18 protein-coding genes are annotated in these 21,099 nt (G+C 64.1%); 12 read left to right on the top strand and 6 right to left on the bottom strand.

All coding sequences use genetic code 11. From position 1 onward, the window contains the following. The first annotated feature begins 2 nt into the window (after window positions 1-2). Window positions 3-893 carry a helix-turn-helix transcriptional regulator gene (locus tag BM193_RS18080; RefSeq protein ID WP_092799019.1) on the top strand — a complete coding sequence of 297 codons (891 nt, stop codon included), beginning with the start codon at window positions 3-5 and terminating at the stop codon, window positions 891-893. A 57-nt stretch (window positions 894-950) separates the two neighbouring features. Then, entirely contained in the window at window positions 951-1,361 is a 411-nt protein-coding gene (locus BM193_RS18085) for a VOC family protein (RefSeq protein WP_092799219.1), read from the top strand. A gap of 148 nt (window positions 1,362-1,509) precedes the next feature. On the opposite strand, the gene BM193_RS18090 is transcribed toward BM193_RS18085, so the two are convergent. Then, the gene (locus BM193_RS18090) at window positions 1,510-4,380 is read right to left on the bottom strand and encodes an insulinase family protein (protein WP_092799021.1); all 2,871 of its coding nucleotides are present in this window, start codon (window positions 4,378-4,380) and stop codon (window positions 1,510-1,512) included. Window positions 4,381-4,686: 306 nt separating this feature from the next. Here BM193_RS18090 and BM193_RS18095 point away from each other — a divergent pair, with 306 nt between their 5' ends. The 4 genes from BM193_RS18095 (at window position 4,687) to BM193_RS18110 (ending at window position 8,632) form a co-directional block, all read left to right on the top strand. Next, entirely contained in the window at window positions 4,687-6,099 is a 1,413-nt protein-coding gene (locus BM193_RS18095; RefSeq protein WP_092799023.1) for a HAMP domain-containing sensor histidine kinase, read from the top strand. Further along, window positions 6,096-6,638, top strand: coding sequence for a hypothetical protein (locus BM193_RS18100; RefSeq protein ID WP_254786306.1), 543 nt, complete (start codon window positions 6,096-6,098; stop codon window positions 6,636-6,638). Before BM193_RS18095 ends, BM193_RS18100 begins: the two co-directional genes overlap by 4 nt. Then, a complete protein-coding gene (locus BM193_RS18105) occupies window positions 6,635-8,002 on the top strand; it encodes a sigma 54-interacting transcriptional regulator (protein ID WP_092799027.1) in 1,368 nt (455 codons plus the stop codon). The genes BM193_RS18100 and BM193_RS18105 overlap by 4 nt, the downstream gene beginning before the upstream one ends. Window positions 8,003-8,269: 267 nt before the next feature. Continuing rightward, window positions 8,270-8,632 carry a BON domain-containing protein gene (locus BM193_RS18110; RefSeq protein ID WP_034752546.1) on the top strand — a complete coding sequence of 121 codons (363 nt, stop codon included), beginning with the start codon at window positions 8,270-8,272 and terminating at the stop codon, window positions 8,630-8,632. A gap of 65 nt (window positions 8,633-8,697) precedes the next feature. Here the strand turns inward: BM193_RS18110 and BM193_RS18115 are convergent, their stop codons facing one another. Beyond that, the gene (locus tag BM193_RS18115; RefSeq protein WP_175533334.1) at window positions 8,698-9,141 is read right to left on the bottom strand and encodes a hypothetical protein; all 444 of its coding nucleotides are present in this window, start codon (window positions 9,139-9,141) and stop codon (window positions 8,698-8,700) included. Between the two features lie 289 nt (window positions 9,142-9,430). Here BM193_RS18115 and BM193_RS18120 point away from each other — a divergent pair, with 289 nt between their 5' ends. Then, entirely contained in the window at window positions 9,431-10,444 is a 1,014-nt protein-coding gene (locus tag BM193_RS18120) for a bile acid:sodium symporter family protein (protein ID WP_092799029.1), read from the top strand. Between the two features lie 4 nt (window positions 10,445-10,448). Here the strand turns inward: BM193_RS18120 and BM193_RS18125 are convergent, their stop codons facing one another. Together BM193_RS18125 and BM193_RS18130 are read right to left on the bottom strand one after the other, a co-directional pair. Then, window positions 10,449-11,861 carry a UdgX family uracil-DNA binding protein gene (locus tag BM193_RS18125; RefSeq protein ID WP_092799031.1) on the bottom strand — a complete coding sequence of 471 codons (1,413 nt, stop codon included), beginning with the start codon at window positions 11,859-11,861 and terminating at the stop codon, window positions 10,449-10,451. Then, window positions 11,858-13,090 carry a putative DNA modification/repair radical SAM protein gene (locus BM193_RS18130; RefSeq protein ID WP_092799033.1) on the bottom strand — a complete coding sequence of 411 codons (1,233 nt, stop codon included), beginning with the start codon at window positions 13,088-13,090 and terminating at the stop codon, window positions 11,858-11,860. Before BM193_RS18130 ends, BM193_RS18125 begins: the two co-directional genes overlap by 4 nt. A gap of 141 nt (window positions 13,091-13,231) precedes the next feature. On the opposite strand from BM193_RS18130, the gene modA reads away from it, so the two are divergent. Genes modA through BM193_RS18150 form a run of 4 tightly spaced genes read left to right on the top strand, consistent with a single transcriptional unit; the run spans window position 13,232 to window position 16,207 of the window. Next, complete coding sequence (gene modA, locus BM193_RS18135; protein WP_092799035.1) at window positions 13,232-13,990, top strand: molybdate ABC transporter substrate-binding protein; 759 nt, start codon at window positions 13,232-13,234, stop codon at window positions 13,988-13,990. Window positions 13,991-14,005: 15 nt separating this feature from the next. Then, window positions 14,006-14,677: a molybdate ABC transporter permease subunit gene (modB, locus tag BM193_RS18140; protein WP_092799037.1), complete on the top strand. Its 672-nt coding sequence runs from the start codon at window positions 14,006-14,008 to the stop codon at window positions 14,675-14,677. Then, the gene (locus tag BM193_RS18145; protein ID WP_254786307.1) at window positions 14,674-15,399 is read left to right on the top strand and encodes a sulfate/molybdate ABC transporter ATP-binding protein; all 726 of its coding nucleotides are present in this window, start codon (window positions 14,674-14,676) and stop codon (window positions 15,397-15,399) included. The genes modB and BM193_RS18145 overlap by 4 nt, the downstream gene beginning before the upstream one ends. Further along, window positions 15,383-16,207: a TOBE domain-containing protein gene (locus tag BM193_RS18150; RefSeq protein WP_092799039.1), complete on the top strand. Its 825-nt coding sequence runs from the start codon at window positions 15,383-15,385 to the stop codon at window positions 16,205-16,207. Before BM193_RS18145 ends, BM193_RS18150 begins: the two co-directional genes overlap by 17 nt. Window positions 16,208-16,311: 104 nt before the next feature. Here the strand turns inward: BM193_RS18150 and BM193_RS18155 are convergent, their stop codons facing one another. Then, entirely contained in the window at window positions 16,312-19,386 is a 3,075-nt protein-coding gene (locus tag BM193_RS18155) for a HAMP domain-containing sensor histidine kinase (protein WP_092799041.1), read from the bottom strand. A 250-nt stretch (window positions 19,387-19,636) separates the two neighbouring features. Between BM193_RS18155 and fnr the strand changes: the two genes are divergently transcribed. Continuing rightward, the gene (gene fnr / locus BM193_RS18160) at window positions 19,637-20,395 is read left to right on the top strand and encodes a fumarate/nitrate reduction transcriptional regulator Fnr (protein WP_092799043.1); all 759 of its coding nucleotides are present in this window, start codon (window positions 19,637-19,639) and stop codon (window positions 20,393-20,395) included. Between the two features lie 124 nt (window positions 20,396-20,519). Here the strand turns inward: fnr and BM193_RS18165 are convergent, their stop codons facing one another. Then, on the bottom strand, window positions 20,520-21,044 hold the full coding sequence (locus BM193_RS18165) for a FixH family protein (protein ID WP_092799045.1): 525 nt from the start codon (window positions 21,042-21,044) through the stop codon (window positions 20,520-20,522). Window positions 21,045-21,099 lie beyond the last annotated feature (55 nt).

A 21,099-nucleotide genomic window follows, 5' to 3' on the forward strand; every position in this document is an offset into this window, starting at 1 on the left:
CGATGAGGGAACAGGACAGGGCAGCGGCAGGCTGGACGCGGCGCCAGTTGGACCCGGGCTTGAAAGAGTGCCGCGCCGACCAGCGGCAGGTCGACCAGGGCTTGCTGCTCGTGCATTCCGATTACCGGCCGCGCCATGCGCTCGTCGAGCAGTCGAACCACGACGATGCGGGCGGCATGGTGATTACCATCGGCCTGGAAGGGACATCTGGCTACGCCACGCGCGATGGCGGGCAACTGCGTTTCCAGGGCGGCCATACGACCTTGACGGTGTTTCGCCATACCAGCGGCGAGCGGCGTTTCGAAGCGCATCAACGGGCGGCGCAATTGCGCGTGCTGGTCGATGAGCAGGCGCTGGCGCGCTACTGGCGGCCGGGGCTGTCGTCCCTGCTGCCCAACGGTGGCGCGCGCCAGCTGGCGCATGCCGCCACCACGGCGGCCAGCGCCCTGCACGCGCGGGCGCTGCTGCGCGCGACGGACCCGCTGGCCGTGCATATCGGCGTGCTCAGTATCTTGGCGGAACAGTTGCGCGGCCTGCAGCCGGCACCCGTGCCCGTGCCGCGCTGGAACGACGCCGATATCGCCAGGCTGGAGCGCGCGCATGCGCTGATGCAGGAGCAGATGGCGCAGGCGCTGACACTCGATTACCTGTGCGCGCAAGTGGGCTTGAGCTTGTTCAAATTCAAGCAGGGATGGAAGTACCGCTATGGCGACAGTCCGCAGCGCACCCTGCTGGCGCTGCGTATGCAGCGGGCAAAGTTACTGCTGGAAAATGGTTGCCAGGTGGCGCAGGCGGGCTGGCAAACGGGCTATCGCCACCCATCCAATTTCAGCGCCGCGTTTACCCGCTATTTCGGCCATGTGCCGAAGAGCGTGGGGCGCGCGGACAGGTAAATAGCCGGTGTAGAATCGGCGGGCAGCAATCACTCATACGACCCACAAGGAGACATGATGGCCCGCAAAATTTTTGTCAATCTGCCCGTCCAGTCGCTGGAACGTTCCGTGGCGTTTTTCACGGCCCTGGGCTTCAGTTTCAATGCCCATTTTACGGATGAAACGGCAACCTGCATGATCGTCGCCGACGACATCTTCGTCATGCTGTTGACGCACGACAAATTCAAGCAGTTCACACCCAAGCAATTGTGCGATACGACGGTGGCGACGGAGGTGCTGGTCTGCCTGTCGGCCGAAAGCCGGGGCGAAGTCGACGAGCTGGTGGCCAAGGCCGTCAAGGCGGGCGGCAGCCTGTACAAGGAGCCCATCGATTTCGGCTTCATGTATGGCCACAGTTTCCAGGACCCGGACGGGCACCAGTGGGAACTGATGTTCATGGAGCCGAACGCCGTACCTGGAAACGCCTGACCAAACCTACTGCGCGTCGCGCTTTGCGGCCGGCGATGCTCACCGTACTAGAGTACGGTTGCGCTTCTCGGCCACAAATCACTGCCGCTCGCTACGGTTTTGTCAGGCGTTGCAACAGCCAAGTCAAAACACTTGTTAAGCCCACGCCTTAGCTGGCCAGCGCCAGCAGATCGACCACGTCCAGTCCGGCCAGGTCTTGCGTCGTGTTGCCCGCAAACGCGGCGCGGCTCGGCTGGCCTTCTTTCAGCCAGGTGCGCGTGACTTCCTTGATCTGCGCCAGGGTGCAGTTCAGCACGCCGCTGCGGAATTGCTGGCGCACGGCTTCCGTCGTGCCCCGCTGCTGCATGTTCCACGCCGTCAGCGCTTCCGCGTACGGCGAGTGCGGCTTGTCGAGGCCCTTGATGACGCAGATGATGGCTTCTTCCACCTGCTCCTGCGAGAAGTCGCCGTCGAGGATCTGCTCCAGGGTCGTGCCGAAGTCGGCGAAGGTGCCGGCCAGGCGCGGATCGCGGTAGGAACTCAATGTGAACGTGCCGGCGCCGGCCGCATAGCTGGCGCTGCCGCCATACGCGCCGCCTTTTTCGCGCAGGGCCGTATGCAGCACCTGGTTGGTCATCAGTTCGGCGGCGACGGCCAGGGCCGAGGCGTCGGGATGGTGCACGCCAGGCACGGCCCAGGAGACGAAACAATGGTTGATCTGGCTCGTCGCATGCAGGGCCGTATTGGCCAGAGGCAAAGGTGCCGGCGCGGCGGCCTCCGCCGGTTTCGCCGCGTCCGTGCTGGCGGCCGGCAGTTCCAGCAAACGGGCCAGGGTGATGCCATCCTGCTCCAGGCCCGCGCACAGCACGGTCGGCTGCTGGGCGATGATGTGCGCATGCAGGGTGTCGAGTTCGCGGGCGATTTCCTGCAAGCCTGCCGACGTCTTGCTCAGCTGCTGCAAGCGGCGGTAGAACGGCAAGGCGGCCGGGCCGCCGACGATGTCGTCGAAGCGGCGCGTGGGCGACAGCGGCGCCGTCGAGGCCAGCATGGCGTAGCGGTTGCCCGACTCTGCCAGGCTGGAGAGTTTGTCCTGCACCAGGCTTTCGATCAGGAAGGCCAGGCGCTCCTCTTCATCGAAACGGGGCTTGGCGATCCACGCCGACAGCACGGCGGCGATGGCCGCGTGTTCTTCGCGCAAGCCGCTGGCCGAGAACGACAGTTCCACGCGCATCGCCTGTTGCGGGCGGGGAATGGCTTCCAGGCCGATGTGGAACGACGGCACCATGCTCTGGCGCCAGGCGCTGGCGTCGTCGAACGACATGTCGCCCACGCCCAGTTCCGGCGCCAGGTCCGTGTACAGGCGCAGCCATGGCCACGACGCTTCCGGCAGGCTCGACACGTCGTACAGCACGTTGGCATAGCTGATGCCGTTCGAGGCGATACTGAAGGCCACGGCACCGTCGACGGCGGGTGGAATCGGCAGGGCCGGGCGCGGCGAGGCGCTGACGTCGCCGGGGCGGATGCGCGGCAAGACTTCCGAATTCGACGGCAGTTGCTGGTGCGCTTCCAGCGCGGCGGATTCGGCGATGATGTGCTCGCGCTCGGCATCCGTCAGACTGGCCTGCAGGGCCGCCAGCTTGGCATCTTCCTGCGCGGCGCGGTCCGTGAAATAGGCGGCATCGGGCACCACGCGCGTCGTCAAACGGGTCGGATTGGCGATCAGCTCGCGCACCAGCTGCTTGAAGAATTCCGGGTCCTCGATTTGCTGTTCCAGGGTTTCCAAAATCGCCGCATTGTCGAAGGCATCCATGACGTCGCCGCCATACATGGCCAGCGGCAAGGCGTGCAGCAAGCGGCCCAGGCCGTAAGGCATGCGGCCGCTGCTGATTTCGCGCTGGCTGTATTTGATATCGCGCAAGGCGGCGTGCAATACGGCGGCGGGAATGCCCTCTTGCGCCGTTTCTTCCAGCGCCGTCCAGATGCGCTGGTGCGCGTCGGCGATCTGTTCCTGGGTCAAGCCTTCCATGCCGATGTGGAACACCATCTGGCGGATGCCCGCATCGCGGCCATTCATGTCCGATGGGCGGCCATAGCCGGCCGATTCCATGGCGCGCATGACGGGCGCCGACGATTCGCCCAGCAAGCCGTGCGACAGCAAATGCGCGTGGTAGTAGGCGATCGGGTCGCTTGATTCGCCCATCAGCCAGGCGAACTGCAGGCCGAACTCATCGTCGCGCGCTTCCTGCGATGGAATGTTCACTTCGTTTTCCTGCGGCGCCGTCCAGGCGGGTGCCAGCTGCGGCAGGCGGCGCGGGCTAAAGCCGCTGAGCTTGGACAGCACGCGCTCGGCCACCTGCTCCTGCACGGCCGACGCTTCGATATTGCCGGAAGTCATGATCACGGCTTGCGACGGGTGGTAGTGGCTGGCGTGGAATTCCTTCAGCATGGCGTGCGTCAGTTCCGGGATCACCAAAGGATCGCCGCCCGACTCCACTTCATACGTCGTGCCCTTGAGCAAGGTGCTGGCGATGCCGCTGTCCAATGCGCGCATGGGGCTGTTGAAGGCGCCCTTCATTTCATTGAAGACGATGCCCTGGTACACCAGCTTGTCGCCTTCGAAGGCGTGGCGCCAGCCTTCCTGGCGGAAGTTCAGGTAATCGAGGTTCGGGAAGAAGGCCGCATCGAGGTACACGTCGAGCAGGTTGAAGAAATCCTTGCGGTCGGTGCTGGCGAACGGGTACACGGTGCGGTCCGGATACGTCATCGCATTCATGAAGGTGGCCGTCGAGCGGCGCAGCATCGAGAAGAACGGGTCGCGCACCGGGTAGCGGGCCGAGCCGCACAGGGCCAGGTGCTCGAGGATATGCGCGCGGCCGTCGCTCACTTCGGGCACAGTGGGAAAGGCCACCAGGAACACCATTTCAGCCTGCTCGGTATGCATATGGATATGGCGCATGCCCGTTGCCGGGTCGACGTATTGCTCGATGGTCGCCTGCAAGACTGGAATGAAGTTGCTGCTGACTTTTTCAAATGTGCTCATGCGGTATGGGATCTCTGCGGTAGGTGATTCGGATATTCGGTGAACTGCATTACATCTGGGGGCAAAATGGCGCAATGCCAGGGTCTGCTGGCCACTTTGATGCCTGTGTAAAATTTTTCCCTATTGTACTAGGAGTGTCGTCGCGCCGCCGCCGGGCGCTGATTGGCGGCCGCACGGCGGCCAGAAAAGCAACAGCGGACAGGAATATTGTAATATCGGCCACTTTCAGGCAAGCGGCGACCCCGTCCGCGGGCTTAGCGTACCATGCGCCTTTTCCCCCTTGCTGACTGAGCCGAAGGCCGTATCTTGTCCAGACTTTCCTTTCGCCAACTGTTATTCGCCGCCTTCATCCTGACGGCAGGCATCTTGACGGCCACGTCCGTGCAAGCCCTGCTGACCCTGGAGCACCTGGCGCGGCTGGGGCGCGAGACGGCGGCGCAGGCGATTACCCTGACGGAACAGTCGCAGCGCCTGTCCGAACGCACCCTGGCCATGGAGCGCAGCGCCCGGCAATTCCTCGTGCTGGACGATCCCGTCTTCCGCGAGCGCTACGCGGCGGCCCGCGCGGAGGCGCAGGCCGCCCTGCAAGTGCTGAACCGCGCCACGCCCGGGTTCGCCACGCAGCTGGCCGACGAATGGACGGCGCAGGCGCAAGCGGCATGGGAAGTCTTGCAGGCCGGTAAGCGCCGCAAGCGCGATGGCCATGCCGTCGTGTATCGCGCATTTGCCCGCATGACGCAGATCAACGACACCCTGGCGCGCGAAAGCAAGACGGAAATCGGCAGCCGCAACGATGACTTGCTGGTCGAGCTGGAACGCCAGCGCGGCATGCTGGGGGCGCTGGTGATCGGCGCCGTGCTGCTGGCGGCCGTGCTGGCCACCTGCTTCGGCTTCCTGCTGTCGCGGCCGCTGCGCCGCATCAAGACGGCCATCGAACGCCTGGGCGACAAGCGCTACGACCAGCCCATCGTGGTCGGCGGCCCGGCCGACACGCGCCGCCTGGGCCAGCAGCTGGACTGGCTGCGCCGGCGCCTGGCCGACCTGGACGCGGACAAGGAACGTTTCCTGCGTCACATCTCGCATGAATTGAAGACCCCGCTGGCGGCCCTGCGCGAAGGCGTGGCCCTGCTGGAAGACGAGGTGGCTGGCAAGCTCAGCGATGGCCAGCGCGAAATCGCCGGCATCCTGCAGCAAAACACGGCGTCGCTGCAAACGCAGATCGAAGACTTGCTACGCTACAATACCGCCGCTTTTGACGCCCAGCATCTGGCGCACAGCAAGGTCGACTTGCTGGTCCTGCTGCACGATGTGGTGGCGGGACAGCGCCTGCAATGGCAGGCGCGCCGCCTGGCGGTCGAGGTGGCGGGCGAGTCCCTGGTCGTGCAGGCGGACCGCGACAAGCTGGCGACAGTCCTGGCGAACATCCTGTCGAACGCCGTGCGCTTCAGCCCGGAAGGCGGCACCGTGCGCTTCACCTTGTCTGGCGAGTCGGGGCGCGCGCGCATCGACTGCACCGACGAAGGCGCCGGTGTGGCGCCCGAGGATGCCGAACGCATCTTCGAGCCGTTTTACCAGGGCGTGCGCCAGGCCACGGGCGCGCGCAACGGCAATGGCATCGGCCTGTCCATCGTGCGCGAATACATTGCCGCCCACGATGGCAGCGTCACTCTTTTACCGCGCCAGGCCGGCGCACATTTTCGGATAGAACTGCCCTTATGATGACGAGAATTTCCGTGGCCGCCATGGCCGCCAGCGCGCTGCTATTGAGCGCGTGCGCCAGCAAGCCCCCCACCCAGACCGCCGTGCTGGTGCAAACGCCGCCGCGCGTGGTGGTGGTGGCCGATCCCCAGCTGACCGAATTGCTGGCGTACCAGAATGCCTTGCGCCTGATGACGCCATCGGAACTGGTGAAGGCGCAGCTGGACCTGGCCAAGGCGGACGGCGCGCCGCAGAACACCCTGCGCCGCGCCATGCTGCAGGCGGCGGTGCGCGGCACGGGCGACCTGGCGCGCGCGCAGGCGCTGCTGGAACCATTGCTGACGGCAACAGGCAAGGATGCGCAACTGCTGGCGCCGCTGGCGCAAATGCTCAGCAGCCAGTACGCGGAACTGCGCCGCCAGGAAGACAGCATCGACAAGCTCAACACGCAGTTGCGCGACACCCAGCGGCGCATCGACTTGCTCAATGAAAAACTCGAAGCGCTGAAAAACATCGAGCGCAGCCTGTCCGTGCGCCCGGCAGCGGGAGCGCCGAAATGAGCGGGCACGCCCACATTCTATTGGTCGATGACGATCCGGACCTGCTGCGCCTGTTGACCATTCGCCTGCAAGCGGGCAACTACCGCGTCACGGCGGTCGGCAGCGCGGAAGCGGCGCTGGCGCGCCTGGCCGTGGAATTGCCGGCCCTGGTCATTACCGACGTGCAATTGCCGGGCCGCGACGGCCTGGCCCTGTTCGATGAGATCCGCCGCCAGCATGCGGCCCTGCCCGTCATCCTGCTGACGGCGCACGGCACCATTCCCGACGCCGTCGAGGCCACGGCGCGCGGCGCGTTCGCGTATCTGACAAAACCGTTCGACGGCAAGTCGCTCATGGAAAAGGTGGCGTATGCCGTCAACCTGTCCACCGTGATGCCGGCACCCGCACCCGGTGACGAGAGCTGGCGCGCCGAGCTGATCAGCCGCAGCGCGCAGATGGCCGAACTGCTGGCCGAAGCCAAGCTGGTGGCGGGGTCCGATGCCAGCATCCTGATCCGTGGCCCCAGCGGCACGGGCAAGGAATTGCTGGCGCGCGCGCTGCACAACGCCAGCCGCCGCGCCAAGGCGCCGTTCATCGCCGTCAACTGCGGCGCCATTCCCGAGCAGTTGCTGGAATCGGAACTGTTCGGCCACGTGAAGGGCTCGTTTACGGGCGCCGTCGGCAACCGCGAAGGATTATTTCAGGCGGCCGATGGCGGCACCCTGTTCCTGGACGAGATTGGCGACATGCCGCTGCCGCTGCAGGTGAAACTGCTGAGGGTGCTGCAGGAGCGGGCCGTGCGCCCGGTCGGCGCTGACCAGACGCGTCCGGTGGACGTGCGCTTATTGTCCGCCACGCACCGCGACCTGGACGTGGCGATGGCCGAGGGGCAATTCCGCGAAGACCTGTATTACCGCCTCAACGTGGTGACCTTGACCCTGCCGCCGCTGGCCGAGCGCCGCGAAGACATCGCCCTGCTGGCAAACCATTTCTTGCAGAAGCTGGCCGCCAAGTACCAGAAGCCCCTGAACGGTTTCGCGCCCGATGCCCTCACGGCCCTGGTGGCCGCGCCATGGCCCGGCAATGTGCGCCAGCTGGTCAACGTGGTCGAGCAGGTGTGCGCGCTGGCCACGGCGCCGCTGGTGCCCTTGTCCCTGGTGCAGCGCGCGCTGCGCGTGCCGTCGCTGGAAGCGCTCAGCTACAACGAAGCCAAGCAGCGCTTCGAGCGCGACTACCTGATTCAATTGCTGCGCCTGACGGATGGCAACGTGGCCGACGCGGCCCGCCTGGCCGACCGCAACCGCACGGAGTTCTACCGTTTGCTGCAGAAATACGAGCTGACGCCGGCCCTGTTCCGCGCCGACGGCGACCCTGTCGCTGAATAGCGACAAAATTAAAGCGATAATAATCAACGACTTAGTTGAAAACATTGATATTGTTGCCATGCCTTGTCGCTGCCCGGCGACAAAACGCCCCGTTTTTCGGGGCGGATCGGCGGAAAATGCGTGGAAAAAATCCGCTTTGAATCTAAGTCGTTGATTTTAAATGAAAATTAAAAGCTGGCACGGTACTTGCTGTATGGGTAGATGTGACGCTCCAAAGTGTTGCTTTAACCAAGTAAGAAGCTTTTAACTTCATTGAGAGGAACTACCATGCAAACATCGAAACTGTTCAATACCCTGGTTGCCGCTATCGTTCTGTCGGGCGCCTCGATCACCGCTTCGCATGCAGCTGACTCCGCACCAAAAGCACAAGCTCCTGCTGACACCGTCGTGGCCGCCAACGCTGCCGCAGCCGTCCCTGATGAAACCATCACTTCCTCGGCCAAGGCCGCCCTGAGCGCCGATGCGCAAGCCGCTGCCCTGCCAGTCAAGGTAGCAACCCAGCAAGGCGTCGTCGTCCTGTCGGGCGACGTGCCGAGCGCCGAAGCGGGTGACCGCGTCGTGCAGATCGTCGCTTCCGTGAGCGGCGTGAAAGAAATCAAGAACGAGCTGAAAGTCAAAGCCGCCGGCTAATCCCCCTCGCGCTGTACTTTACTCCGGGTTGCCCTGTCTGCGGACAGGGCATTTTTTTGTGCATTTCAGTTGGTCTTGACTGTCTCGGCAACCGCTTGCGGAGGCGGTACGGCCACCGGGGCTGCGACGATGTCCCGCATCTGGATGGTTGTCGTATGGGGATAGTCAAAACCCGCCCCCGTGTTCCGATCGACAATGTAGCCGATGCCACCACCTAGTAGAATATTGCCCCATACGGCGCCATTCGACTTCGATACCAGCGTCGAACTTCCAGACAGATTGCCTTTCTTGCAGTCGACGATCATATCGCCAGTGCTCTTATGCACCATAACGCTGCCAGGGCTGACAACGAACCAGTTTCCCGCATCGTTGCTGAGATTGCAGCCTATACCGGATACCTCCTTGCTCTCATGAATGGTCTGGATGGATACAGGCTGAAATTTTTCGCCCGCGACGGAGGCGCAGCCAGTGAGCGCCAGTGAGGCTAAAACAATAGATAACTTATGCATATGGACCCTAGATGTAGTTATAATTTTTAAAACAAACTAGTGTAAATTGGCATTGTTTATTTATCTATGAAAATATTTTAATTATGAAAATTTTGTTTCTTTTTTGATGAATTCCTGAAAGCGCGAAGAATGCGGAGACGAAAGCTTCTTTCATTCCCACTGTAGGATTTTTAGCGATAATGAATCGAGTTCAACGGTAGAATAGCCAGCACTGGCGCCGCTCCTGGCGCTTTTTGTCATCCCCGGCACAGCATGCTGTTGCAAGGCTGCGCCGTTACCAGGCTACCGCATGTCTTCTTTCTCTCCCGCTGCCCTGCTGCGCAATCTGAAACCCGATAACTTCACCATCGCCCTGCTTGTCACCGTGGCGCTGGCCAGCTTTTTGCCCTGCACGGGCCAGACGGCCGTGGTCTTCGGCAATATCACCACCGTTGCCATCGGCGCCTTGTTCTTCCTGCATGGCGCCAAGCTGTCGCGCGAAGCCGTGGTGGCCGGCATCATGCACTGGCGCCTGCACTTGCTGGTGCTGGCCAGCACCTTCGTCCTGTTTCCCCTGCTGGGCCTGGCCCTGCGTCCGCTGGCGCTGACTTTCCTCACGCCCGAGCTGTACGTGGGCATTTTGTTCCTGTGCGCCCTGCCCTCGACCGTGCAATCGTCGATCGCCTTGACGGCCATGGCGCGCGGCAATGTGCCGGCCGCCATCTGCAGCGCCTCGGCCTCGAATTTCATCGGCATCTTCCTTGCCCCGATTCTCGTCGGCTTGCTGGTGGCCAAGGGTGCGGAAAGCAAGTCCTCGGTCGATGCGGTGCTGTCCATCGTCATGCAACTGCTGCTGCCCTTCCTGGCCGGCCAGTTCCTGCGCCGCTGGATCGGCCGCTGGGTCGACCGCCACAAGGCCATGCTGAAATTCGTCGACCAAGGATCCATTTTGCTGGTGGTCTACACGGCCTTCAGCGAAGCCGTCAGCGAAGGCCTGTGGCACACGATCTCGGTGGAAACCCTGGTAGCGCTGGGCGTGTTCAGCATCGTGCTGCTGGCGCTGGTGCTGGGCCTGATGACCTTCATCAGCCGCCGCCTGGGCTTTAGCAAGGAAGACGAGATCGCCATCGTGTTCTGCGGCTCGAAGAAAAGCCTGGCCAGCGGCGTGCCGATGGCCAAGGTGCTGTTTGCCACGCACTCGCTGGGCATGGTGATTTTGCCGCTGATGCTGTTCCATCAGATTCAGCTGATGATCTGCGCCGTGATCGCGCAACGCTATGCGCGGCGTGATGAGCAGCAGGAGGTGCCGGCGACGACCCTGTAGGGGGCTAGCCTTGCGGCAGCGTCAAGGCTTGCCGCAGCCCCTCGACAATCACCCGATACGCCTGCCGCCGGCTGGCTTCATCGGGCGCGCGCAGTACGTACGACGGGTGATATACGGCAATCACCCAGCGCCCGTCGTGTTCGATGGGCGTGCCGATCAGCGGCGTCATGCTGGCCGCGCCATCCTGCAAGATGGACTTCAACGCCGTGCCGCCCAGGGCCACGATCACCTGCGGTTTCACGCGCTGGATTTCTTCTTCCAGCCAGCCATGGCAAGCGAGGATTTCGCGCTGCGCCGGCGTCTTGTGCAGGCGGCGCTTGCCGCGCGGTTCCCACTTGAAATGCTTGACGGCGTTGGTCAGATAGAGGCTGTCGCGCGTCATGCCCGCTTCCTGCATGGCCTGGTCCAGCACGGCGCCGGCCGGGCCGACAAACGGCTGTCCGGCCAGGTCTTCCTGGTCGCCCGGCTGCTCGCCGACGAGCATGATGCGCGCCTGTGCCGGGCCAATGCCGGGCACGGCTTGCGTGGCGCTTTGCCACAGTGCGCAGCGGCGGCACTGGTCCAAGGTGGTGGGCAGCTTGCGCGCGGGCTGGGCGCGTTCGGCGGAGATCGGGATCATGGCGGCGCCCTGCCGCTGTCCCACGCTGGCGGTCTGGCCCGTGCGGCGTTCGCCGTTGGCCGCGCCGCTGAGCATGGCGGGCACGATGGCGCCTTCCGGTAAATTTTTCCAGAAACGCGAAGGGATATGGCTGTGCAGCAAGTCCGCATTCACGCGCGCGGGGTTGAAGATGCTGCGGTAGTAGGTGAGCCACAGCGCTTCGCCCGCATCGTCGATGTCGGCCGCGCCGCGCAGCAGGGCCGGTCCCGCATGCAAGGTCGTGCCATCCCACAGCATGCTGGCATCCGGTGTGGCGATCATCCAGCTGGTTGAGCCCATGCGGCGCGCGAAGTGGCGCGCCACTTGCGGCAGCACGTCGTGTGTCGGTTCGAACCAGGCAACGAAGCGGGGCGCGCCCTCACTTTCAGCGCGTTCGCGGAAGCGCACGTACGCATGCATGTCGTGTTCCTCGCGCCGCACGGCCTTGGCCATGGCGTGCAGGCGCGCGCCATCCGCGTCGGCTGGAGAAACCACGTCATGCTGACCCTGCTGCCAGCGCCACAGCACCTGGTACAGGAAGGCCCAGCGGTCATGCACGTTGAAGCAGGCGGCGGCCTGCAGCAGCTCCACCAGCTGGCGTGGCAGGCGCAGCGGTGGCGCGCCGGTATCTGTGGCCTCCGGCGTGGACGAAAACAGGTCGCCCGCACCGGACTGCGATTGCCAGGCCACGTCGGCAGGCGGCACGCCGCGCGCGATCAGTTCGCGCGCCGCCGCGCGCCACGCGTCGAACGATTGCGCCAGCCGGACGACACTGCTCATGCCGCCTGCAACTCCGGCCACAGATGCATTTGCTGCGGTGCATCGGCCATGGCGCGGCGCAGGTGCTCGGAGGCGGTGGTGTCGCGCGCGGGAAAGTAATCGGCCGTGATGATGAACGGGGCAATCTTTTTCATGCTGCAGCGCAGGCGCGACAGGTCGGCATAGCGCACCTGGCGCAAGCGGCGCAGGTCGACGATGCGCTGCGCGTTGCGCAGGCCGATGCCCGGTACGCGGGCGATCATGTGCTGCGCCGCGCGGTTCAAGTCCAGCGGAAAATGTTCGCGGTGCGCCAGCGCCCACGCCAGTTTCGGGTCGATGTCGAGCGCCAGGTTGCCGCCGCTGGCGGGCAGCAGTTCGCTGGCCTGGAAACCATAGCTGCGCAGCAAAAAGTCGGCCTGGTACAGCCGGTGTTCGCGCAGCATCGGCGGCGGCGCCAGCGGCACGCTTTTCGGGCTGTCGGGAATCGGGCTGAAGGCCGAGTAGTACACGCGCTTGAGTTTATAGCTGCCGTACAAGGTCTCGGCCGTGGCGAGGATTTGCTGGTCGTCGCTGGCGTCGGCGCCGACGATCATCTGCGTGCTTTGCCCGGCCGGCGCGAAACGCGGCGACTTTGGTTCCTCGGCTTTTTCATCGAGCTTGCGACGGATCGAACCCATCGCCAGCTTGATCGTCTGCACGCTCTTTTCCGGCGCCAGCTTCTGCACGCTGTCCTGCGTCGGCAATTCGATGTTGACGCTGAGCCTGTCGGCGTAACGGCCCGCCTGGGCGATCAGGGCCGGATCGGCGTCGGGGATGGTTTTCAAATGGATATAGCCGCGGAACTGGTGTACTTCGCGCAACTCGCGCGCCACCTGCACCAGTTGCTCCATCGTATAGTCGGCCGACCGGATGATGCCGGAACTGAGGAACAGGCCGTCGATGTAGTTGCGCAGGTAAAAGTCGCTCGTCAGTTTCACCACCTCGGCCACCGTAAACCGCGCGCGCGGCACATTCGACGTGCGGCGGTTGACGCAATACTGGCAATCGTACAGGCAGTAATTCGTCAGCAGGATCTTCAGCAGCGAGACGCAGCGCCCGTCCGGCGTGTAGCTGTGGCAAATGCCCATGCCCGAGGTGGCGCCAAAGCCGTCCTTGCCGATGGAATCGCGTTTGGGCGCGCCGCTGCTGGCGCAGGACGCATCGTACTTCGCCGCATCGGCGAGGATTTCCAGCTTGTCCGTCAATTCCATGGCTCATCTCGATATACTGTGTTTTTATACAGTATATCAGGGAATTCGTAGCTTGCCTGCTTGACTTGCGCAATGGCATAACGCTATATATAGGTGTATATTACGCTCCTTGTTCACCGTTTACTTTACAAGGATACGACCATGCGCCTCACCTCCCTCGCCAAGCTCCTCGGCACCGCCCTGCTCGCCACCGCCGCCTCGTCCGCCTTCGCCGGCGAAGTGGTGGTGTCGGCCGCGGCCAGCCTGACGAATGCGTTCAAGGATGCGGCGCAGGGCTATGAGGCACAGTATCCGGGCAGCAAGGTCTCCCTGAACTTCGCCGCCTCGGGCGTGCTGCTGCAGCAAATCGTCAAGGGCGCGCCCGTGGACGTGTTTGCCTCGGCCGACCAGGAAACCATGGACGCGGCGCAAAAGCAGGGCCTGGTGCTGCCGGCCGACCGCCAGGACTTCGTCGGCAACAGCCTGGTGCTGATCGTGCCGCACGATAGCAAGCTGGGCATCAAGAGCCTGACGGACCTGACGCAGAAGGGCGTGACGCGCGTGGCCATCGCCAATCCGGCCAGTGTGCCCGTCGGCCGCTATTCGGAAGGCGCGCTGAAAAAGGCCAAGCTGTGGGACGCCGTGCAGCCGAAGGCCATCAGCACGCAGAACGTGCGCCAGTCGCTCGACTACGTGGCGCGCGGCGAAGTCGATGCGGGCTTCGTGTACGGCACCGACGCGGCCATCATGAAAGACAAGGTCAACGTGGTGCTGGAAGTGCCGCTGGACGCGCCCGTGCTGTACCCGATCGCCACCATCAAGGAGAGCGCCAACCAGGCCGAAGCGAAGCGTTTCGTCAGCTACCTGCAGACGGCGCCGGCGCAAGCCATCCTCGCCAAATACGGTTTCAAGAAGCCATAAGGCAAACAACGGCAAATGGATATCGCCTGGACCGCGCTGGCCCTGTCGCTGAAAGTGGCGGCGTGGGCCACGGCGCTCAATTTGTTGCTCGGCATCGGTACGGGCTATCTGCTGGCGCGCACGCGTTTTCCCGGCCGCGAGCTGCTCGACGCCCTGCTGACCCTGCCGATGGTGATGCCGCCCACCGTGCTCGGCTATTACCTGCTGGTGTTGCTGGGCCGGCGCGGCACCCTCGGCATCTGGCTGCAGGACAACTTCGGTATCAACCTCATCTTCACCTGGCAGGGCGCCGTCATCGCTTCCACGGTGGTCGCCTTTCCCCTCGTCTTCAAACCGGCGCGCGCCGCCTTCGAGGCCGTCGATGGCCAGCTGGAGCAGGCGGCCCGCGTGCTGGGCATCTCGGAGCTGGCGATTTTCTTCCGCGTCACCTTGCCGCTGGCCTGGCGCGGCATCCTGGCTGGCGTGCTGCTGGGCTTCGTGCGCGCGCTGGGCGAGTTTGGCGCGACGTTGATGGTGGCTGGCAGCATTCCCGGCAAGACGCAGACCCTGTCCGTCGCCGTGTATGAGGCCGTGCAGGCGGGCCAGGACGATGTCGCCAACACCCTCGTGCTGATCACCTCGGCCGTGTGTATCGTGGTGCTGCTGTCGGCCGGCCGCCTGGCGCCCGGACGCATCGTTCACAAATGACGCCCATGCAACTCGACCTCGACATTCGCGCCACCTTGCGCTCCGGCAAACGCAGTTTTGCATTGCAGGTGCAATGCACCTCAAGCAGCCAGCGCATCGCCATGTATGGCCCGTCCGGCGCCGGCAAGAGCATGACCCTGAAAGCCATTGCCGGTCTCTTCACGCCGGACGCCGGCCATATCCGTTTGAATGGCCGCACCCTGTTCGATTCCGCCGCCGGCATCAACCTGCCGCCGCAGCAGCGCAACGTGGCCTACCTGTTCCAGGACTACGCGCTGTTCCCGCACCTGACGGTGCGCCAGAACGTGGGCTTCGGCCTGGCGCGCGGCTGGTTCAATCCGCGCGCGCGCGAAAAATTGCAGAAGGTCGAGCATTGGCTCGACGCATTTCACTTGCAGGAACTGGCGCACCAGTTTCCCGACGAGTTGTCCGGAGGCCAGCGCCAAAGGGTGGCGCTGGCGAGGGCACTGGTGGCCGACCCGGCGGCGCTGCTGCTCGATGAGCCGTTTGCCGCCCTCGATCCCGCCTTGCGTGTCAAAATGCGCCTGGAACTGAGCCAGTGGCAGCAGCGCCTGGAAGTGCCCATGATCCTGATCACGCATGATCCGGAAGATGCGCGCATCCTGGGCGAACATGTGCTCTACTTGCGCGACGGACAGATCGACCGCATGGACGATAACAGGGCATTGGACAACAGGGTATTGGATGAGCGAATCGGATAAAGCGGCAGCAACGGAGATCGGCCTGCAAGGCTCGGTATGGATGACGGTGGGCGGCGAGAACCTGGGCGGCGCGGGCCGCGTGGAATTGCTGGGCGCCATCGGCGAGTGCGGCTCCATCACGCAGGCGGCCAAGCTCGTCAAGATGAGCTACAAGGCGGCCTGGGACGCCATCGACGCCATGAACAACCTGGCCGGCGAACCGCTGGTCGAACGCCTGACGGGCGGCAAGGGCGGCGGCGGCACGCGGCTCACGCAGCGGGGCCGCCAGCTGGTCGACAATTTCCGCATCATCGAGCGCGAACATGCGCGCTACCTGCGCCAGCTGGGCAGCCAGGCGGAAGGCATCGCCGACGATCTTTTGCTCATACGGAGAATGGCCATGAAAACCACGGCGCGCAATCAATTCCTTGGCAAGGTGGCGGAATTGAAACAGGGTGCCGTCAACGATGAAGTCACCCTGGAATTGCCGGGCGGCCAGCACATCGTTGCCATCGTCACGCAAGGCAGCAGCGCCAGCCTGGGCCTGGTGCCGGGCGCCGAAGCGTTTGCGCTGGTCAAGGCCTCGTCCATCATCCTCGTGGTGGATAGCGAAGGCGCGCGCTTTTCCGCGCGCAACCAGCTGCCGGGGCTGGTGACGCGCGTGCAGACGGGCGCCGTCAACACGGAAGTGGTGCTCGATCTGCCGCGCGGCGGCACCATCGCCGCCATCATCACCAACCAGAGCAGCACCGACCTGGGCATTGAAATCGGCAGCAAGCTGACGGCGATGTTCAAGGCGTCCAGCGTGATTCTGGGCGTGCCCGCCTGAACCCAAAGCAGGGACCGGGGTCGCACCCTCAGGGTACGACCCCGGCATTTATCCCTTGGGTTCAAGCAGGTTCCGGGGTCTGACCCCGGTTTTACGTTGCAGGCTTAATCCTTCAGCCTGGACAACCATTCCGCCGCCGCCGCCAGCGCCTGCTGCAACTCTGCTCCCGCCACGGCCAGCAGCGCCGGTACCTCGTCATAGCGGCCCGCATCGATGGCTTCCTCGGTGGCGAAGGCGGCACGGATCAGGCGCTTGGTGCCCAGGGTGCCGACGGAGCCGCGCAAGCCGTGCAGGATGCGTGCCACGTCGCTGTGATGGCCCGCCTGCAACGCTGTTTCGGCGTCGCGCATGGGCGTCATGCCCTTGTTCAGCGCGTCTTCCACCATGCGCCGCAGCACGCCGCGCCCTTTCGCATCGCGGCCCATCACGCGCATCAGCGGCGCCATGGAAAACACGTCGTCATCGGCAACGGGCGCCGGCCCGGCCGTCTGCACGGGCGGGCGCTTGGGCAGGTGGCGCAGGATCACTTCCATCATCTCTTCCACCACCACGGGCTTGGCGATGAAATCGGTGATGCCGGCCGTCATGCAGCGCTCGCGCTCGGAAGCGAGCACGCCGGCCGTCATGGCGATCACGGGCAGGTTCAGGCGCAGTTCCGTGCGGATCAGCTGGGTGGCGCTGAAGCCGTCCATGACGGGCATCTGCATGTCCATCAGCACGATGTCGTAGCGCAGCGCTTCCGTGCGCAGCCGCTCCACCGCCTGCAAGCCGTCGCCCACCACGTCCAGCGTGGCGCCCATGTGTTCGAGGATGCCGCGCGCCACGGCCTGGTTCAAATGATTGTCTTCCACCAGCAGGAAATGCACGCCGGCCAGTTCCGTGCCCAGCGGCTGGTGCAGCATGTGCCGCTCGCCGCCGTCCTCCTTGGCGATCAGCGCCTGGTGCAGGGCGTCGAACAGGCTCGATCCCGTGATCGGCTTCATCAGCACGACGTCGGCCTCGGCCGCGCTGGAAATTTCCTCCAGGTGATTGCGGGCGAAGGCGTTGACCATCACGACGATGGGCTGGCGCTGGCCGGACGCGGCTTGCCGGATGGCCTTGGCCGTGGCCAGGCCGTCCATCACGGGCATGTGCCAGTCGGCCAGCACCACGTCATACGGTTCTTGCCGCGCCAGGCGTTCGCGGTACAGCTCGATGGCGGCGAAGCCCGAGTCCACTTCGTCCGCATTCCAGCCCCAGGCGTGGATCAGCTTGACGATCAGTTCGCGCGTGGTGCGGTTGTCGTCGGCCACCAGCAGGCGCAGCGGTCCCAGCGCTGGTGTGCGGCGCGCCTCGGCCGGCTGCGCCAGCACTTCGAATGGCACGCTGAACCAGAAGCGGCTGCCCTTGCCTTCACTGCTGGCGACGGCGATTTCGCCGCCCATCATGTGGATCAGATGCTTGCTGATGGCCAGGCCCAGGCCCGTGCCGCCGAAGCGCCGCGTGATGCTCTGGTCGCCCTGGGAAAAGGCCGTGAACAGCTGGGCCTGCTGCTGGGCCGTCATGCCGATGCCCGTGTCGCGCACCTCGAAGCGCAGCCAGGTTCGTTCCTGCTTGCTGTCGGCCACGCTGACGGCCACCACCACTTCGCCGCTCTCGGTAAACTTGATGGCGTTGCCGGCCAGGTTGACGAGAATTTGCTGCAAGCGCTGGGCGTCGCCCACGAGGCGGCGCGGCACGTCCGGTTCGACGGCGATCGCCAGTTCCAGCTCCTTTTCGCCGGCGTTCATGGTCATCGTCGTGGCCAGGGTATTCATGACTTCATCGAGGTCGAATTCGACGGGCGACAAATCCATGCGGCGCGCCTCGATCTTGGAAAAATCGAGCACGTCGTTGAGGATGCCCAGCAGCGACTGGCCCGCCACGCGCACCATGGTCAGGTACTTGCGCTGCTCGGTGTTGAGCTTGGTATTTCCCAGCAAATACACCATGCCCAGCACGGCGTTCAGGGGCGTGCGGATTTCATGGCTCATGTTGGCGACGAAATCGCTCTTCGCGCGGTTAGCCGCCTCGGCCCGGTCGCGTTCCTGCTCCAGCTCCGCCGCGCGCGCCTCGATCTCCTGCTGCAGCCGGTCGCGCTCGCTCATCAGACCGTTGAACGCTTCCGTCAGTTCGCCGATCTCGTCGCGCTGCTGCACCGGCACGGGCGTAAAGCGGCTGCCGGATGCGCGCAGCGACAGCAGGGTGTCGCGCAGGCGCACCAGCGGCGACAGCAGGCGCACGGTGACCCAGCCCAGCACGGCAGCGGCCAGCAGCGAGGCGCCGATGCTCCACAGTACCAGGCGCGACAGCACGCCATTGAACGGTTCGAACGCGTCGGCCACGGGCAACGAGGCGGCCAGCAGCCAGTTCACGGATTTCAGGCGCTTGAAGCTGTTGACGGCCGTGATGCCGCGACTGTTGGTGCTGACCATGCTGCCCTCGCCGTCTTCCTTCAGCAGCTGCGTGGTGACCAGGTTGGCGTTCGGCGCGCGCGGCTGCAGCAAGCGGCTGGTGTCGGGGTGCAGCACATAGCGCGGCACGGGCTCGCGCGTGAGGATGAAGTAGTAGCCGCTCTTGCCCACCTTGGCCGTGCGCAGGTGGCCCAGCATGTTGTCCTTGTACAGGCGCAGCACGCCGACGACGATGCCGGCCACCTCGCCATTTGCATCGAGCACGGGCGCCACCATCTGCACGATGGGCAGATGGCTGGTCTTGCCCAGCATCGGTTCCGTGATCATGGCGCGCCTGGTGCGCATCACCGTCTGGAAGTAGGCGCGGTCGGCCACGTCGACGCCGTTGCGCCCCTGCACTTCGGGCACGTTGGCCACCACCTTGCCCCGCGTGTCGAGCACCAGCACGTCGTCGAACAGGGCCAGCATGGCGCGTTGCGTGTAGTACTCGCGCAACTGCACGGTGTCGGCCATCAGCGTGGCCGGCTGGTGGCGCGCGGTTTGCGTGATGATGTCGAGCAGCATGGCCAGCTTGTCGTCGAGCTCGTCTGCGGTGCGCTCGATCAGCGCCGTTTGCTGGCTCAGCAATACTTGCGTGAAATCGTCGCGCATGTGCTTGACCTGGATCATCGTCACCAGGGCGATCATGGCGATCGAGGTCAGGCTGGTGGCCAGCGCGACTTTTGCTTTAATGCCGAGAGGCTTCATGATTTCCTTTGCGTACCCGGAGGTACAGGCGGCAGATAATGCTGTCAGGAATTTTCCTATCAATACGTTAACTTGGCAAGCACGGGCCGTGGAAATGCGCGCGCGGGCATGAACTTGTATGGATGTTGCCATAAAATTAAATGCGGGAAGTCGTTTATTGAGCGAAATAACAGGGAAATGCGGGGAAATTGGCACATGTGAGCGCACTATGCAGTAAACTTGTTGTTGCATTTTTCTAAAAGGGTCTGACATGACAGAAGCGCTACTCTCTCCAGCCTTGCCTGCCGTGAACGTGGAAGCGTTGCGTGCGCGCTGCTCGACGTGCAGCATGCATCAATTGTGCCTGCCGATGGGGCTCGACGTAGGCGACATGGACAGGCTGGACCAGATTATCGGCCGCCGCCGCAAGATCGCGCGCGGCGCCTCGCTGTTCCGCATCGGCGACTCGTTCCAGAACCTGTACGCGATCCGGCTGGGCCACTTCAAGACCTACCAGATCAACCCGGGCGGCGAAGAGCAGGTAACGGGGTTCCAGATGGCCGGTGAACTGCTGGGCATGGACGCCATCAGCGCCGACCGCCACCACTGCAACGCGGTGGCGCTGGAAGACAGCGAAGTGTGTGAAATCCCGTTTTCCAGCCTGGAACAATTGCTGGGCAATATGCCCACCCTGCTGCGCCACTTCCACCGCATGATGAGCCAGGAAATCACGCGCGAGCAAAGCGTGATGCTGTTGCTGGGCAATATGCAGGCGACGCAGCGTTTCGCCGCCTTCATCGTCAACCTGGCGTCGCGCTACGAGGCGCGCGGCTATTCGGGCAGCAATTTCCAGCTGCGCATGTCGCGCGAGGAAATCGGCAACTACCTGGGCCTGACCATCGAGAGCGTCAGCCGCCTGTTGTCGAAGTTCAAGAAGGAAGGCTGGCTGCGCGTGTCGAACCGCGAGATCGAGATCTTGCAGCCCGCGAAATTGAAGGCCATCACGGCCGGCACGGATACCTGCAAATAACCGCACCGTCAAACCCTGCTGCGCGTCGCGCTTTGCGGCCTGCGATGCTCGCTGTGCTATAGCACAGCTGTGCTTCTCAACCACAAATCACTGCCGCTCGCGACGGTTTTCCCGGCACTGTCCCTTACAGTTCCTCGTCCGCGTGCAGCGCGATGCTGCGCTGCGCCGGCCAGGTCCAGATGCCGGACAGGCGCCACTCGCGCGTATTGTTTTCCACCAGCACCTGCCAGCGGCTGCGCTCGAGCATCGGCAGGGCCACCGAGAAATTGCCCGCCGCATCGGGCTGCACCAGCAGCTTGATGTCTTTTTCCGGCAAGGTCGCATGCGCCAGGTGCAGCTGCAAAGGCGCCTGGTAGGCCTTGCCGAAGCTGTGCACGGAACCCGTCAGGCGCGCTGTCGCCACGTCGTACGCCAGGCTGGTCGACATGGCCAGGTTGCTGGCGGCCGTATCGCGCCGCAAGTCCTGGTTGATGGCCTTGCCCTGCTTGTAGTAGTCGCCCACCACCAGCGCATCGGGTTGCGTAAACGCGATATAGCCCATGAAGCTGCCGACGACGACGGACAGGCCGGGACCGATCATCAGCAGCCATGGCCAGCGGTGCTTGTACCATGGGGCAACGGGAGGTTGCAGTTTCAGACTGTCGGACATTGTGTTCTCCTTGGGGGCGGACCCTGTGGGTCTGACCCCAGCTTTTGCTTCCGGG

The organism is Janthinobacterium sp. 344 (genome assembly GCF_900112025.1).
Lineage (GTDB): Bacteria > Pseudomonadota > Gammaproteobacteria > Burkholderiales > Burkholderiaceae_D > Janthinobacterium.